This window comes from Azorhizobium caulinodans ORS 571 (genome assembly GCF_000010525.1).
Classification (GTDB): Bacteria; Pseudomonadota; Alphaproteobacteria; order Rhizobiales; family Xanthobacteraceae; genus Azorhizobium; species Azorhizobium caulinodans.
Map to the genome: position 1 here is coordinate 322,475 of NC_009937.1, position 14,654 is coordinate 337,128.

Annotated in this window: 12 protein-coding genes and 1 tRNA gene; 4 read left to right on the top strand and 9 right to left on the bottom strand. The window is 69.2% G+C overall.

Annotation, left to right across the window (positions count from 1 at the left end; genetic code table 11):
• Window positions 1-106: 106 nt before the first annotated feature.
• Window positions 107-182, bottom strand: a tRNA-Glu gene (locus AZC_RS01400).
• A 116-nt stretch (window positions 183-298) separates the two neighbouring features.
• The gene (locus AZC_RS01405) at window positions 299-1,015 is read right to left on the bottom strand and encodes a YggS family pyridoxal phosphate-dependent enzyme (protein WP_012168808.1); all 717 of its coding nucleotides are present in this window, start codon (window positions 1,013-1,015) and stop codon (window positions 299-301) included.
• 256 nt (window positions 1,016-1,271) lie between these two features.
• Here AZC_RS01405 and AZC_RS01410 point away from each other — a divergent pair, with 256 nt between their 5' ends.
• Window positions 1,272-2,798: a sensor domain-containing diguanylate cyclase gene (locus AZC_RS01410; protein WP_158304089.1), complete on the top strand. Its 1,527-nt coding sequence runs from the start codon at window positions 1,272-1,274 to the stop codon at window positions 2,796-2,798.
• 24 nt (window positions 2,799-2,822) lie between these two features.
• On the opposite strand, the gene AZC_RS01415 is transcribed toward AZC_RS01410, so the two are convergent.
• The 5 genes from AZC_RS01415 to AZC_RS01435 form a co-directional block, all read right to left on the bottom strand.
• Window positions 2,823-3,677, bottom strand: coding sequence for an NlpC/P60 family protein (locus AZC_RS01415; protein ID WP_012168810.1), 855 nt, complete (start codon window positions 3,675-3,677; stop codon window positions 2,823-2,825).
• Window positions 3,670-5,025, bottom strand: coding sequence for a leucyl aminopeptidase family protein (locus AZC_RS01420; protein WP_012168811.1), 1,356 nt, complete (start codon window positions 5,023-5,025; stop codon window positions 3,670-3,672). Before AZC_RS01420 ends, AZC_RS01415 begins: the two co-directional genes overlap by 8 nt.
• Window positions 5,026-5,170: 145 nt before the next feature.
• A complete protein-coding gene (locus AZC_RS01425) occupies window positions 5,171-5,638 on the bottom strand; it encodes an A24 family peptidase (protein WP_012168812.1) in 468 nt (155 codons plus the stop codon).
• An 11-nt stretch (window positions 5,639-5,649) separates the two neighbouring features.
• Window positions 5,650-5,814, bottom strand: coding sequence for a Flp family type IVb pilin (locus tag AZC_RS01430; protein WP_012168813.1), 165 nt, complete (start codon window positions 5,812-5,814; stop codon window positions 5,650-5,652).
• Between the two features lie 200 nt (window positions 5,815-6,014).
• Window positions 6,015-6,974, bottom strand: coding sequence for a LysR family transcriptional regulator (locus AZC_RS01435; RefSeq protein ID WP_012168814.1), 960 nt, complete (start codon window positions 6,972-6,974; stop codon window positions 6,015-6,017).
• 150 nt (window positions 6,975-7,124) lie between these two features.
• Here AZC_RS01435 and AZC_RS01440 point away from each other — a divergent pair, with 150 nt between their 5' ends.
• Window positions 7,125-8,300, top strand: a complete 1,176-nt coding sequence (locus tag AZC_RS01440; RefSeq protein WP_043878750.1) for an MFS transporter — start codon at window positions 7,125-7,127, stop codon at window positions 8,298-8,300.
• 78 nt (window positions 8,301-8,378) lie between these two features.
• On the opposite strand, the gene AZC_RS01445 is transcribed toward AZC_RS01440, so the two are convergent.
• Window positions 8,379-9,878, bottom strand: a complete 1,500-nt coding sequence (locus tag AZC_RS01445; RefSeq protein WP_012168816.1) for a phosphomannomutase/phosphoglucomutase — start codon at window positions 9,876-9,878, stop codon at window positions 8,379-8,381.
• Between the two features lie 225 nt (window positions 9,879-10,103).
• Window positions 10,104-12,599, bottom strand: coding sequence for an ATP-dependent helicase HrpB (gene hrpB, locus AZC_RS01450; protein WP_043879905.1), 2,496 nt, complete (start codon window positions 12,597-12,599; stop codon window positions 10,104-10,106).
• 135 nt (window positions 12,600-12,734) lie between these two features.
• Between hrpB and AZC_RS01455 the strand changes: the two genes are divergently transcribed.
• Window positions 12,735-13,730 (top strand): WD40 repeat domain-containing protein, encoded by a 996-nt coding sequence (locus tag AZC_RS01455; protein ID WP_012168818.1) that lies wholly within the window; start codon window positions 12,735-12,737, stop codon window positions 13,728-13,730.
• Window positions 13,731-13,891: 161 nt separating this feature from the next.
• Window positions 13,892-14,638, top strand: a complete 747-nt coding sequence (locus AZC_RS01460; RefSeq protein ID WP_012168819.1) for an acetoacetate decarboxylase — start codon at window positions 13,892-13,894, stop codon at window positions 14,636-14,638.
• Window positions 14,639-14,654 lie beyond the last annotated feature (16 nt).

Sequence of the window (14,654 nt, forward strand, 5' to 3'; positions counted from 1 at the left end):
ACCGTGCTTCGCGGTTTCAATATGGGGGAAGCGCCGCGGCCAACCCGCCAATGTGTACGACCCCTGTGCATCACCGGGCCATAGCGCATTGAAATATAAGGGAAAGTGGCGCTCCCAAGGGGACTCGAACCCCTGTTTTCGCCGTGAGAGGGCGACGTCCTAGACCGCTAGACGATGGGAGCGTGCGCGGAAGGCGCTCTACATATCCGCAACCCGGCGGCGCATCAAGCCCTGTCGGGTGACATCTTGCACGGCCTGTGGATGACGCCCTGTCCGGGGCCAGCCACAGGGGCGGGCGTCAGGCCGGGCGCGGGCGGCTGCCGAACAGCGCGCTGCCCACCCGCACATGGGTGGCGCCCTGGTGGATGGCCACCTCGAAATCCGCGCTCATGCCCATGGAAAGGCCGGGCAGGTCGTTGTGGCGGGCGATTTCCGCCAGCAGGGCGAAATGCGGCGCGGGCACGTCTTCCGCTGGCGGAATGCACATGAGGCCGCGGACATCGAGCCCCGCCTTGTCGCGGCATTCGGCGATGAAGGCGTCGGCCGCTTCCGGCAGGATGCCCGCCTTCTGCGGCTCGGCACCCGTGTTCACCTGGATGAAGACCGGCAGGCGCCGGCCCTGGCGGGACATTTCCTCGGCCAGGGCATAGGCGATCTTGGGCCGGTCCACGGTGTGGATAACGTCGAACAGGGCCACCGCGTCCGCCGCTTTGTTGGATTGCAGCGGCCCGATGAGATGGAGCTCGAGGCCGGCCTGCCGGGCGCGCAGCTCCGGCCACTTGGCCTGGCTCTCCTGCACCCGGTTCTCGCCGAACACCCGCTGGCCGGCGGCGATAACGGGCCAGATTTCTGCGGCGCCAAACGTTTTGGAGACCGCTATGAGAGTGACGGCCTCGCGTGCGCGGTTCGCGTCGCGGCAGGCCTGTTCGATGGCGGACTGTATGCCGGCGAGCCGGGCGGGCGCCTCGCTGTGCGTGATCGAAGCTGATTGTGCATTCGCACCGCTTCTGTTCATCACCGCCTCCTTATACGTTGCAATCGATCCCCCTTTTGCACTGAGATCGGGCGGGACGGAAGGAGAACCGCAGCTTTTGCGTTGGCGTGGCAACGATCGGCCCTCGGGCCTCGCGGACAACACTGTTGATCCGCCCGCAAAACCGGCGCGGGGCGGCAGCATCCGGCTGCGCATCGTCTTGCTGATTCTGCTCATCACCGTGCCCGTTTCGGTGGAACGGGTGCTGAGCCTCATGGCTGATCGGGCCGAGCGTATCATGGATACGCAAACCATGTTGCACGACATGGCCGTGCGCGCGGCGCTGGCGCAGCAGGAAGTTCTGGTCTCGGCCAGCGCCATGCTGGAGGTGCTGAGCCGTCAGGCGGATTGGCTTCTGGCCGATCCGGCCGCCTGCCAGCGCCTCATGGAGCGCCTCAACAGCGAGGTGAGCGGCGTGCAGGGGCTCTATCTGGCCGCGCCGGACGGGCGGGTTGTCTGCGCCAGCTCCCGCGCCACCGTCGGCCGCAACGTCTCCGAGCGGCCTTACTTCCAGCGGGCGCTCGCCAGCCGCCAGCCGGTGCTGAGCGACCTCTTCCGGGGCAGCTCCCTCCTCGCCTCACTGGTGCTGTCCAAGGCCGAGCGCGACGACAACCAGCGCGTCATCGCCGTGGTGGCGGCGGGGCTCGACCTGCAATGGCTCTCCCGCATCGCCGCCGAGACGGGCGCGTCGGCGGGCGTGACGGTGGATGTCATCGATTCGGCCGGCACCTCCCTGGTGCGCTATCCGCCGAGCCCCGACATCGTGGGCCGGAATTTCGCCGATGCCCCGCTGGTGCGGGCGACGGTGGGGCGCGACGAAGGGCATGCGCGCGTGGAAGGCCTCGACGGCGTGCGGCGCTATGTGGCCTTCGCGCGCTTCGGCGGCACCGACGTGCGCATCGTGCTCGGCATGGACGAGGCGGCGATCCTCGCGCCCATCGACCGGGAGATCCTCTCCTCGGTGCTCCTGCACTTCTCCGTGGTGCTGGCGGTGCTGGTCATTTCGTGGTTCGCCGCCGACCGGCTCGTGGTGCTGCCGATCCGCCGTCTCGCGCAGCAGGTCTCGTCGCTCGGCGCCGGCGACGGGCCGGAGGCCTCGCTCCAGCCGGAGGCGCTGCACGATGTGGGCGTGCAGGAGTTCGCGCCGCTGGTGCGCGCCTTCGGCGATCTCGGCCGGCGCCTCAACGAGCGCACGGAAGCCCTGCGCATGCTCAACGGGCGCCTCACGGCGCTCGCCCGCACGGATGGCCTCACCGGGCTCGCCAACCGCCGCACCTTCGACGTGCAGCTCTCAGAGGACTGGGTCCGCACCCGCGAGACCGGCCAGCCGCTCGGCGTGCTGATGATCGATGTGGACCACTTCAAGCCCTATAACGACACGCTCGGCCATCTTGCCGGCGACGAAGCCCTGCGGGCGGTGGCGCGCATGCTCATCGCGGCGGTGGCCGGCACGCCCTATCTGGTCGCCCGCTATGGCGGCGAGGAATTCGTGGTGCTGATGCCCGGCGCCGGCCGGGATGCCGCCGAGGCCATCGCGCAGGATGTCCGCCGCCTCGTGGAGACGCTGGAGATCGTCCATCCTTCCGCCGCCTATCGCCGCCTCACCGTCAGCGTGGGTGTGGCGGTAGCCATGCCGCTGGAGGGGGATTCGCCGGACGCCCTTCTGGCGGCGGCGGATCAGGCGCTCTATGAGGCCAAGGCCGCCGGCCGCAACCGGGTGGTGATGGCGGCGAGCGCCGTCTCGGAGGGCGCCCGCAAGCGCTGAGGCGGGAAGCGCCCTATAGGGCGTTCAGCCGACGCCGTTCTCGAGCCGCCGCACCGTCCGCAGCGGTCCGGCCGCTTCTGCGATGCGGAGAAGCGCCGGGCCAAGCGGCTCGCGGGCCACCGCCATGTGGAAGGCATTGGCGTGGAGCAGGGTCACCGCGTCCTCCACGATGCCCACATGCCCCGGCCAGAACAGCAGGTCGCCGCGCCGGAACGGGCCGGACAGGTCGATGCTGGCGCCGAGGGCGGCCTCCTGCATGTCGCTGTCGCGGGGGGCCGAGATCCCGGCGATGCCGAGCGACGTCTGCACGAGCCCGGAGCAGTCGATGCCGAGGCTGGAGCAGCCGCCCCACAGATAGGGCGTGCCGAGGAGGCCGGCGGCCACGGTGACGAAATCCGGCTCGGCAGCATCAAGGGGCAGGATATGGCGCGCGGGCACGGCACCGCGGTCGGTCACGGCAAATTTTCCGCGCACGTCCCGCACATGGAGCAGTGCGCCGGTGACGAGCGTCGCCACCGGCGGCAGCTTGATGTCGAGGCCGGGGAACAGGAAGGTGCGCGGCGCGCTCACCCGATGCGTGGGCGCGGGGCCGAGCGGGCCGATGGCGATGGTGGGCATATAGCCCACGTAGCCGTCGCGGCCGAGCTGGACCCAGGACCAGCCCTCCATGTCGTCCTCGAACGCCGTAACGGTCTCGCCATAGAGCGCCTCGGTATCGAGCATGGCGTCCGGGCGCGGGGCGCGGCGCAGGGGCGCCACGTCGGCAAACACACGGCGCACCTCGCCCTCCACAAAGCGCGAGGCATCCACCACGCCCTTGAGACTCGATGCGGCAAGGTCCGGCCGCGCGGGGGTGAGGCGGCGGTCCAGCTCAGCCATAGCGTTCGGTCAGCAGCGCATCGAGGGCGCGGATGGTCTGCGCCTCGCCGCCTTCCGGCCGGCCGGGGCGGGTGGAGGGGTTCCAGGCATAGATGTCGAGGTGCAGCCAGGATTTCGCCACGCCCACGAAGCGCTTCAGGAACAGGGCCGCGGTGATCGAGCCGGCAAAGCCGCCGGAGCCGGCGTTGTTGATGTCCGCGATCTTGCTGTCGAGCATGGCGGCGTAAGGCGCCCAGAGCGGCATGCGCCACAGCGGATCGTGCTCGGCCTGCGCATGGCGGGCGAGGTCGGCAGCGAGCCCCTCGTCGTCCGTATAGGCCGGCGGCAGTTGCGGGCCGAGGGCGACGCGGGCCGCACCGGTGAGGGTGGCGAAATCGATGAGGAGGTCAGGCGCTTCGGCATCGGCCAGTGTCAGCGCGTCGGCGAGCACCAGGCGGCCCTCGGCGTCGGTGTTGCCGATCTCCACCGAGAGGCCCTTGCGGCTCTTCAGCACGTCACCGGGGCGGAAGGCGTTGCCGGCAATGGCATTCTCCACCGCCGGGATGAGCACGCGCAGGCGCACCTTGAGGCCGCGCCCCATGATCATCTGGGCAAGGCCCAGCGCCGAGGCGGCGCCGCCCATGTCCTTCTTCATGAGGAGCATGCCGGCGGATGTCTTGATGTCGAGGCCGCCGGTGTCGAAGGCGACGCCCTTGCCCACCAGCGTCACCTTCGGCGCGTCCTCCGGCCCCCAGGTGAGGTCGATGAGGCGCGGCGCACGGGTGGCGGCGCGGCCCACCGCGTGGATCATCGGGAAATTCTCTTCCAGCAGCGTCTCGCCCACCACCACGTTGAGCGCGGCGTCGAAACGGGCGGCCAGCGCACGCGCGGCGTCCTCGATTTCGGCCGGGCCAAGATCATTGGCCGGGGTGTTCACAAGGTCGCGCACCAGCGTCACCGCCTCCAGCGTGCGGGTCAGCGCGGCGACGTCGGCGCCGGCAGGGGGCACGAGGGAGACGGCGCGGGCGGCGCGGCTGCGGTAGCGCTCGAAGCGATAGGTGCCGAGGCCGAAGGCGAGGGGCGCGAGGGCCGGTACGGCGCCCTCGAAGCGATAGGTGCCGGCGGCGAGCTGGCCCGGCAGGCTGCCGGCGGCGAAGGGATCGCTGTCCGGCCCGAAGCCGAAGAGATAGCCCGCGAGCGCCCCTTCGGCGCCGGGCACGGCCACGAGCTTGCCCGCCTCGCCGGTGAAGCCGGTGCCGGTGGCGAAACGGCGCGCGCTCTCCGGAATGGCGGCGGCCGCGAAGCTGTCGGGGGTCACGCACCAGATGGGCAGGTTCGGCGCATCGGCCGCGGCGAAACAGGACGACATTGCTTCACTCCGAACGAACTGGCGCCAGCCACGACGAATCGCGCCCGGCGGTGCGCCCCGAAAAGCGCGCAAAAGCGGGTTGATTCATGGCCGCGGCCAGCGACCGTCAGCCTTGCCGTAGCACGGTTCGGGTTCCGTGTGCGCCTCAGGCGAGGGCGAGACTGGAATAGGGGAAGAGGGCGAGACCGGCCGTGGCGAGCGCTACGCCATAGGGCAGGCCGCGGGCGAGGCGGCCGCCCCAGCCCTGCTGGCGGGCGACCGTTGCCGCCGCTACCAGAAGCGCGCCCATCGCGCCGCAGAGCAGCACGTAGAGGGGGAATTGCGTCGGATCGAGCCACAAGGCGGTAGCGGCGGCGAGCTTGGCGTCCCCGGCACCGATCACGTCCTCGCTGAACAGTGCAAAGCCGACACAGAGCACGGCCCCCGCCAGCACGAGGCGCAGGGGCAGGTCGTCCACATAGCCGAGGAAAGCGAGCGCGGCGAAACCGAGCAGGAGGGCCAGCACGACGATGTTGGGAATGGTGCGGCGGGAGAGATCGCTGGCAAGCGCGGCCACCAGTGCCACGGGCACGAGAATGGAGGCGAAGGCTTCCGCGAGCAGGACCGGTGACATGGCGGCGCCGGTCAGTTCCCGGCCGAGGCGGAGGCCGCCTTCAGGCGGCTCAGGGTCAGGCCCACCTGCGTCAGCACGGTGACAATGGCAATGGAGAGACCGGCGGCGATCAGCCCGTATTCAAGGGCCGTCGAGCCGTGCTCTTCCTTGACGAACCTCTGCAGCAGAACCTTCATGCGCGCACCCGGCAGCTTCGCGCGGCAGGCCCCCCGGCCGCCGTCTTGCCGGACGCTAGGCCCGACCCCTTGCGGGCTGGTAAAGGCGGCAGAACGAGATACCGCTGAGCCGTCTGGCTTGCCAAAAGGGTTAACAAGCTCTCATCGACTGCAAGGTTTCGTTAACCCTGTTTCGCCTTTCTGTCAGGCCGCGGAGCGGCTCAGGCGTTCTGCAGCAGCCGGGCGGGCTCCAGCGCGGCAGCCCGGCGGAAGCGGGGCGCCACCACCTCCACAAGGAAGTCGAGATAGGCGCGCACGCGCGCCGGCATATGGCCGCCCTGGCCGAGATAGACCGCATGCATGGGGTCGGTATCGCCGGGGTTGAAGTCCTCCAGCAGCGGCACGAGGCGCCCGGCCAGGAGGTCCGCCGCCACATGGAAGGTGCCGAGGCGGGCGATGCCCGTGCCCGCCAGCACCATATGGCGAAGCGTCTCGCCGTCGCTGGCGAGGACATGGCCCTGTGGGCGGAACACCGTGGCCTCGCGACCCTCCTCCGCCTTGAGCGGCCAGCCTTCCACCTGCCGCAGATAGCAGAAGCCGATGCAGCGATGGGCATCGAGATCGGCGGGCCCGCGCGGCGTGCCATGGCGCGCGAGATACTCGGGCGAGGCGACGATCACCATGCGGGTATCGCCCAGCTTGCGGGCGACGAGCTGGGAACTCTTCAGCGGCCCGGCGCGCACGGCCACATCCATGCGCTCCTCCATCAGGTCCACCACCTTGTCGGTGAGCACCACATCCAGCGTCACCGCGGGATAGCGCGCGAGGAATTCCGGCAGTGCGGGCAGGAGATAGAGGGTCCCGAAGGGCACGTTGGCATTCACCCGCAGGCGTCCGCTCGGCACCTCGCTGCGGGCGACACTGCGCTCGGCCTCCTCGAGATCGGCCAGCAGCGTGACGGCGCGCTCATAGAAGGCGGCACCCTCGGCCGTGAGCTGGAGGCGCCGGGTGTTGCGGTTGATGAGGCGCGCACCGAGGCGCAGTTCGAGCCGGGTGATGAGCTTGCTGACCGCGGAGGGCGTGAGATGCAGGGCGCGGGCGGCGGCCGAGAAGCCACCAGCATCCACCACGCGCACGAACACCTCCATCTCCGCCGTGCGGTTGACGTCGAGCCGGGCCATTTGGAAATCACATCACAGATGAATTGAATTTACTGCTTCTAGTTCATCCACGCCCGTGCGTCCATTTTGCTGCAACGCCGCATGCGCTGTCGCGTTGATGCGGGTTTCACCCGTTCTCCGGCCTTCGGCCGGCCCCTCAGGATGTCCGCCATGCCTGTTGCTCTCTATGCCCTTGCCGCCGGTGCCTTCGGCATCGGCGTCACCGAATTCGTCATCATGGGCCTGCTGCTCGATGTGGGTGCCGATCTCGGCGTCTCGCTCTCGGCGGCGGGTCTGCTCATTTCCGGCTATGCGCTGGGCGTCGTGGTCGGCGCGCCGGTGCTCACGATCCTCACCGCCCGCTGGCCGCGCAAGGCGGTGCTGCTCGGCCTGATGGCCGTCTTCACCCTCGGCAACCTCGCCTGCGCGCTGGCGCCGGACTACGAACTGCTGATGGCCGCCCGCGTGCTCACCGCCTTCGCCCACGCCACCTTCTTCGGCGTCGGCTCGGTGGTCGCGACGGGGCTCGTGCCGGCCAACAAGAAGGCTTCGGCCATCGCCATCATGTTCACGGGTCTCACGGTCGCGAACATCCTCGGCGTGCCGTTCGGCACCTGGCTCGGCCAGCATTATGGCTGGCGCTCCACCTTCTGGGCGGTGACGCTGGTGGGCGTGCTGGCCTTCGCGGTCATCGCGCTGCTGGTGCCGGCAAACGCCGCCAAGCCCGAGGCGAGCAATCTGAAGAAGGATCTCGCGGTGCTCACCCGCGCGCCGCTGCTGCTCGGCCTTCTCACCACGGTGCTGAGCTGGGTCGGCGTGTTCGCGGCCTTCACCTACATCGCGCCCATGCTGACCAAGATCACCGGCTTTGCGGAGAGCGCGGTGTCGCCCATCCTCCTGGTGTTCGGCGCCGGTCTCGTGGTGGGCAATCTTGCCGGCGGGCGCCTCGCCGACCGCTGGCTCGTGCCGACCGTTTACGGTTCGCTGGTGGTGCTCGCCGCGGTGCTGGGCGCGCTCACCTTCGCTCTCCATAACGCCGTTGCGGCGGTGATCTTCGTCGGCCTGCTCGGCGCGGTGGCCTTCGCGACCGTGGCACCATTGCAGATGTGGGTGCTGGAGAAGGCGCAGGGCGCCGGCCAGAGCCTCGCGTCCTCCTTCAACATCGCCGCCTTCAATCTCGGCAATGCCATCGGCGCGTGGCTGGGCGGGGTGGTGATCGATCACGGGCTCGGCCTCGGCGCCGTGCCGTGGGTGGCCGCCCTCGTGCCTCTCGCCGCTGTGCCCGTGGCCTGGTGGGCCGGGCGGTTGGAGGCCGGTCGCGCGCTCACCCCCGCCGCCGCCGAATAGCACGGAGCGCAAAAACAGAAAGCCCGCGCACGGGACACCGAGCGCGGGCTTTCCTTTATGTGGCGGATTGTCCGCGCGTCAGATCTTCTGGTTGTACTCGCCGACTTCCGGATGGGTGCGCAGCACGCTGTCCACCTCGGCGAACATCTCGCGCATGCGGGCCTCGGAGACGGGGCTTTCCACCACCACCACCAGTTCGGGCTTGTTGGAGGAGGCGCGCACCAGGCCCCAGGAACCGTCTTCGGTGGTGACGCGCACGCCGTTCACCGTCACGAGGTCGCGGATCGCCTGACCCGTCACCTTCGCGCCCTCGGCCTGAAGCTTCTGATAGTGCTTCACCACCTGCTCCACGATGCCGTACTTGGCCTCGTCCGCGCAGTGGGGTGACATGGTGGGCGACGACCAGGTCTTGGGCAGCGCGAGGCGCAGTTCGGAGAGCTTCTTGCCCGGATTGCGATCGAGCATGTCCAGTACGGCGATGGCCGAGACGAGGCCGTCGTCATAGCCGCGGCCGATGGGCTTGTTGAAGAAATAGTGGCCCGACTTCTCGAAGCCGACGAGGGCGCCGCTCTCGTTCACCCGGCGCTTCATGTAGGAATGGCCGGTCTTCCAGTAATCCGCCTTCACGCCGAGCTTGATCAGCTCGGGATCAGTGGCGAACAGGCCCGTGGACTTCACATCCACCACGAAGGTGGAGTTGGGATAGAGCTTGGCGAGGTCGCGGGCGAGCATCACGCCCATCTTGTCGGCGAAGATTTCCTCGCCCTCATTGTCCACCACGCCGCAGCGGTCGCCGTCGCCGTCGAAGCCCAGCGCCACGTCGGCGCCCGAGGCCAGCACGGCATCGCGCATGGCGTGGAGCATCTCGAGGTCTTCGGGGTTCGGATTGTACTTCGGGAAGGAGTGGTCGAGCTCGGTATCGAGCGGCACCACTTCCACGCCGAGCGCCTCAAGGATGCGCGGGGCGAAGGCGCCGGCCGTGCCATTGCCGCAGGCCACCACCGCCTTGATGGGGTGCTTCAGCTTCGGCCGGTCGGTGAGATCCTTGATGTAGATCTCGGGGAAGTTCTCGACGAACTGATAGGCGCCGCCGCCCTTCAGGTCGAACTTCGCACAGAGCACGATCTCCTTCAGGCGGGTCATCTCATCCGGGCCGAAGGTGAGGGGGCGGTTCACGCCCATCTTCACGCCGGTCCAGCCATTGTCATTGTGCGAGGCCGTGACCATCGCCACCGCCGGCACGTCGAGGGCGAACTGGGCGAAATAGGCCATGGGCGACATGGCAAGGCCGATGTCGTGCACCTTCACGCCGGCGGCCATGAGGCCGGAGACCATGGCGTACTTGATGGAGGAGGAATAACCGCGGAAGTCGTGGCCGGTGACGATCTCCGGCTTGATGCCCATTTCGTGCATCAGCGTGCCGAGGCCCATGCCCAGCGCCTGCACGCCCATGAGGTTGATTTCCTTCTGGAACAACCAGCGGGCGTCATACTCGCGGAACCCGGTGGGCTTCACCATGGGCTCGGATTCATAGGCGTAGGTGTTCGGCGTCAGTGCGGGCTTCGGCGTCGGGAACATGAAAAGCCTCTCTCGGCGCGGAGTGCATTCCGGGCAGGAACGCCCGATAGCACGAAATTGTGACCTGTCTAATCTGAAGCGCAGCTGTATGGCGCTGGCCAAATCTGGCCGGGATACGCCTGCGCGCCGCCGGACGGATCAACGTCGCGGCAAAGCCCGTGGTTCCCCGTGCAGAAGCCGAGTCCCCACGCGGAAGCCTTGAGGTGGCTTGGCTTGCACGGCCCCTCACGTGCCGCGCGGCTTCGCCCGATTGGTGGGCGGGGCGTTCGCCGGGTCTTCCGGCCAGGGGTGCTTGGGGTAGCGCCCGCGCATCTCGGCCCGCACATCCCGCCATGAGCCCTGCCAGAATTGTGGCAGATCCTTCGTCACCTGAATGGGCCGATGGGCGGGGGAGAGCAGGGCCAGCGTCAGCGGCACCTTGCCCCCCGCGATGGCTGGATGGCGGGTGAGGCCGAACAGCTCCTGCACCCGCACCGGCAGCAGTGGCCCGCCCTCGGCCGCATAGTCGATGGGCAGGTTGGAGCCCGTCGGTGCGGTGAAGTGGCTGGGGGCCTCGGTTTCCAGCCGATGGGTCAGCTCATAGGGCAGGAGGGCGTGGAGCGCATTGCCCAGATCCCCCGCGCTCACCTGACCGAGCGAGGTGCGCCCGGTGAGGAAAGGGGCGAGCCATTCAGCCGCCGTGGCGGCGAGTTGGGCGTCCGAGAGGTCCGGCCATGGCGCGCCTTCCGCCTGATGGAGAAAGCGCACCCGGTCGCGCCACTGGGTGAGGGCGGGTGTCCACGGCAGGCGCTCGATGCCGAGGTCCGCGAGGCCTTCCGCCAGCGCGGCGGCGGTCTCCGGCGTGTTGGGCACCGGCTGCGGCCGGTCGGCGAGGGTCAGGGCGCCCAGACGCCGCGTCTCGCGCGCTCGCACCGAGGCGGTCGCCGGATCGAAGGCGACTTCAAGGCCGGCGGTGATGGCGTCGGCGAACAGGCGCTCGATCTCCTCGCCCGAGATCGCAGCGGCGAGCTGCACGCGCGCGGCATCGGCTCGTCCGCTGATCTCCGCCACCGCCAGATAGGGTGCGCGGGCGAGCGAGGAGGCCGGGTCCACCACCGCGCCGCGACCATTCGCGAGCAGGATGCGCGTGCCATCCCCCCGCGCCTTGGCGACGCGATCGGGATAGGCGAGCGCCAGCAAGGCGGCCGGAGAGGGAGTCTCGCCGGCCTTGGGCGGATGGCTTTCGCGCGCCAGTTCCGCCCAGCGGCCGGCAAGGCGGCGGGCATCCTCCGCCCGGCGGGAGCGCTCGCGGCGGAAGTCTTCCAGCCGATGAGCAAGGTCCGGACTGTCGCCGCCGAGCCCCCGCTCGGTAAGCAAAGCCGCGATGTCCGCCGCGCTCTCGCCCGCGCCGAGGTCCGATCCCCGCACCACCATGTGGGCGAGGCGCGGCGGCAGCGGCAGGCGGGCCATGCGGGCGCCGAGCGGCGTCACCGCGCCGTCCGCGTCGATGGCGTCCAGCACCCGCAGCAGGTTCTTCGCCTCGGTGACGGCGGGCAGGGGCGGGGGATCGAGGAAGGGCAGGGCGCGGGGATCACGCACGCCGGCGCTGGCGAGATCGAGCACGAGGCCGGAAAGGTCGGCGGCGAGGATTTCCGGGGTCGCGAAGGCGGGCAGGCTCTGCGTCTCGCCCTCGCCCCACAGGCGATAGCACACGCCCGGCTCGGTGCGGCCGGCGCGTCCCCGCCGCTGGTCGGCGGCGGCGCGGGAGACGCGCACGGTCTCAAGCCGCGTCAGTCCCACGTCCGGCTCGAAGCGGGGCACGCGGGCGAGGCCACAATCCACGACCACCCGCACGCCCTCGATGGTGAGCGATGTTTCCGCGATGGAGGTGGCAAGCACCACCTTGCGCTTGCCGGGCGGGGCGGGGAGGACGGCGCGGTCCTGCTCGGCGGCATCAAGCGCGCCGAAAAGGGCCACGATGTCCGTGTCCCGGTCGCGCACATCGGCCAGGAGATGGGTCTGCGTGCGGCGGATTTCGGCGGCGCCGGGCAAAAAGGCGAGCACCGAGCCGCGCTCGGCGGAAAGCGCCTTGAGCACCGCATCCACCACCTGCCGCTCGATGGGCGCACGTGGATCGCGGCCGAGATAGCGCGTGTCCACCGGATAGGCGCGGCCTTCGCTTTCCACGACCGGGGCGGGCGCGCCGTCGCCCAGCAGCGCCGCCACGCGGGCACCGTCGAGGGTCGCGGACATGGCGAGCAGGCGCAGGTCGTCCCGCAGGCCGCGCTGGGTTTCCAGCGCCAGCGCGAGGCCGAGATCGGCGTCCAGCGAGCGCTCGTGATATTCGTCGAACAGCACGGCGGCGATGCCGCTGAGCTCCGGATCGTCCAGCACCATGCGGGTGAAGACGCCCTCGGTGATGACCTCGATGCGGGTGCGGCGGGAGACCTCCGAGCGCAGGCGCACCCGATAGCCCACCGTCTCGCCCACCTTCTCCTTCAGCGTCTGCGCCATACGGTGCGCGGCGGCGCGGGCGGCGAGGCGGCGGGGCTCCAGCACGAGGATCTTGCCGCCCTTCACCCACGGCTCGTCCAGCAGCGCCAGCGGCACGCGCGTGGTCTTGCCGGCGCCGGGCGGGGCGACGAGCACGGCCGCGACGTGATCGCGCAGCGTGGCGGTCAGGGCCGGCAGGGCGTCGTCAATGGGCAGGCGGGTGTCGAACATGGAACCTTGGGCTGTCATGCTTGCCTGCACATAGGCCATCGGGGGGCCGGAAATCCATCCCGGCGTCCCCGCTTGCGGCATGGGAGGACATTCCGACCGGCGTGGCTTATGTAAGCGGCACGTTCAGATTCCCGTTTCAGGAGCCGTGTCTCCATGTCCAGCGTTCCGTCCAGCCTCACCGACAAGGCCCAGTCCTTCAGCGTCGAGGGCGCCGTTGTCGCCGTCGCCTTCCAGAAGAAGGCCGCCATCCTGATCGGCGGCATGGGCGAGGCGCTGCGCATCGAGGGTGAGGCCGAGACGCGGTTCACGCTTCATGACGGCGGCGTGCTTGACGTGCGGGGTGACGGCAAGCGTCTCGTCTCCGGCGGCGACGATGGCCGGGTGGTGGAACTCTCAGCCGAGGGCGAGGTCCAGGTGCGGGCCGAGCACAAGGGGCGCTGGATCGACCGCGTTGCGCTCGGGCCGGATGGCGCGGTCGCCTATTCCGCTGGCAAGACGGCTTATGTTTTGCCGGCGAAAGGTGAGGCGCGCAGCCTTGAGGTGGCCTCCACGGTAGGCGGACTTTCCTTTGCACCGAAGGGCCTGCGGCTCGCGGTGGCGCACTATGGCGGCGTGACGCTCTGGTATCCCAACCTCGTGGACGCCAAACCCGATCTTTTCGGCTGGAAAGGATCGCATCTCGGCGTCGCCTTCAGCCCGGACGGGCGCTTCCTCGTCACCACCATGCAGGAGGCGGCGCTGCACGGCTGGCGCGTCTCGGACGGCGGCCACATGCGCATGACCGGCTATCCGGCGCGGGTGAAATCGTTCAACTTCTCGGCCGATGGCAAGTGGCTCGCCACCTCCGGCTCCTCGGAAGTCATCCTGTGGCCCTTCGCGTCCAAGGAGGGGCCCATGGGCAAGCAGCCCTCCATGATCGCGCCCTCCTCCACCGCGCGCGTCTCTTCGGTCGCCTGCCACCCCAAGGATCCGGTGGTGGCGGTGGGCTATGAGGACGGCATGGTGCTGATGGCGCGCATCTCGGATGGCGCAGAGATTCTGCTGCGCGCGCCGGACGGCTCGCCCGTCACCGCCACCGGCTGGAGGGCGGATGGCGGGGCCGTGGCCTTCGGCACCGCAAACGGCAGCGCCGGCATCGTCACCTTCTGAAGCTTGGCCTTTGAAGCGTGGCCGCCAAGCCCGATTGCTGAAGCGAGGCTTGCATTTGGGGCCCGCGGGTCGCGTCGCGGGCCTGTCACGGCGGCGGGTTATCCGATAACCTCCGGTTGCTTCGCAAATGCGAAGCACTGTCGTCCGGTCGGAGCTGCCTCATGAAGATCGAAGACGTTCGCCGTACCGCCTACTCGATGCCGCTGACCAACCCGGCCTATCCGCCGGGGCCGTATCGTTTCTTCGATCGCGAGTTCATGATCATCACCTACCGGACCGACATCGAGGCGCTCCGCCGTGTCGTGCCCGAGCCGCTCGAGGTGTACGAGCCGCTGGTGAAGTACGAATTCATCCGCATGCCCGATTCCACCGGCTTCGGCGACTATACCGAGACCGGACAGGTCATCCCGGTGAAGTATGAGGGCGTGGAGGGTGGCTATGTCCACTCCATGTATCTCGATGACGAGGCGCCCATCGCCGGCGGCCGCGAGCTCTGGGGCTTCCCCAAGAAGTACGCGCACCCGAAGATGGAAGTGGAGAAGGACGTCCTCACCGGGCGTCTCCACTATGGCAAGACCCTCTGCGTCGACGCCTCCATGGGCTACAAGCACAAGGCGGCGGACAAGGATGCGGTGCTCGCGGCGCTGAAGACGCCGAGCTTCCTCATCAAGATCATTCCCCATGTGGACGCCACGCCGCGCATCTGCGAACTGGTGCGCTACTATCTGGAGGACATCGTCCTCAAGGAATGCTGGACGGGCCCGGCCGCCCTCGGCCTCTTCCCCCACGCCATCGCCGATGTGGCCAAGCTTCCGGTGCTGGAAGTGGTTTCGGCGCTCCACCTGCGCGCCGACCTCACCCTCGGCATGGGCGAGGTGGTGTTCGACTATCTCAAGGACCAGAAGTGATCCGCTGATACGCGGT

Coding starts and splice junctions, on each gene's coding strand:
- AZC_RS01455 (WP_012168818.1), top strand. CDS start 12,735: ATGTCCAGCGTTCCGTCCAGCCTCACCGACAAGGCCCAGTCCTTCAGC.
- AZC_RS01440 (WP_043878750.1), top strand. CDS start 7,125: ATGCCTGTTGCTCTCTATGCCCTTGCCGCCGGTGCCTTCGGCATCGGC.
- hrpB (WP_043879905.1), bottom strand. CDS start 12,599: ATGACAGCCCAAGGTTCCATGTTCGACACCCGCCTGCCCATTGACGAC.
- AZC_RS01405 (WP_012168808.1), bottom strand. CDS start 1,015: ATGAACAGAAGCGGTGCGAATGCACAATCAGCTTCGATCACGCACAGC.
- AZC_RS01415 (WP_012168810.1), bottom strand. CDS start 3,677: ATGGCTGAGCTGGACCGCCGCCTCACCCCCGCGCGGCCGGACCTTGCC.
- AZC_RS01460 (WP_012168819.1), top strand. CDS start 13,892: ATGAAGATCGAAGACGTTCGCCGTACCGCCTACTCGATGCCGCTGACC.
- AZC_RS01445 (WP_012168816.1), bottom strand. CDS start 9,878: ATGTTCCCGACGCCGAAGCCCGCACTGACGCCGAACACCTACGCCTAT.
- AZC_RS01435 (WP_012168814.1), bottom strand. CDS start 6,974: ATGGCCCGGCTCGACGTCAACCGCACGGCGGAGATGGAGGTGTTCGTG.
- AZC_RS01420 (WP_012168811.1), bottom strand. CDS start 5,025: ATGTCGTCCTGTTTCGCCGCGGCCGATGCGCCGAACCTGCCCATCTGG.
- AZC_RS01430 (WP_012168813.1), bottom strand. CDS start 5,814: ATGAAGGTTCTGCTGCAGAGGTTCGTCAAGGAAGAGCACGGCTCGACG.
- AZC_RS01410 (WP_158304089.1), top strand. CDS start 1,272: ATGGATACGCAAACCATGTTGCACGACATGGCCGTGCGCGCGGCGCTG.
- AZC_RS01425 (WP_012168812.1), bottom strand. CDS start 5,638: ATGTCACCGGTCCTGCTCGCGGAAGCCTTCGCCTCCATTCTCGTGCCC.